Genomic DNA, 255 nt, shown 5'->3' with positions numbered 1-255 from the left:
GAGCCGAACTCGCCCGGGTGCTGACCGCGGCCGGGGTCACCGTCGTCGACGTCGACCGGCCGGACCGCAAGACGCGCCGGATGAAGGGCAAGTCCGACCCGATCGACGCCTACGCCGCCGCGACCGCCGTCCTGTCCGGCCGGGCCACCGGCATCCCCAAGAGCAGGGACGGTCTGGTCGAGGCCGTGCGGGTGCTGCGGGTCGCCCGCCGCAGTGCGGTCAAGGCCCGCACCCAAGCCATGAACCAGATTCGCG

At 73.7% G+C, this 255-nt stretch carries 1 protein-coding gene; it reads left to right on the top strand.

The features are described from left to right. Positions 1–255, top strand: a 255-nt coding sequence (locus QSK52_RS39340) for an IS110 family transposase (RefSeq protein WP_285741063.1), incomplete at both ends; no start/stop codon positions are given.

It is taken from the genome of Kitasatospora phosalacinea, assembly GCF_030268885.1.
GTDB lineage: Bacteria > Actinomycetota > Actinomycetes > Streptomycetales > Streptomycetaceae > Kitasatospora > Kitasatospora phosalacinea_C.
The sequence above is the reverse complement of the archived record's forward strand: the minus strand, read 5'-3'. Positions and strand labels throughout refer to the sequence as shown.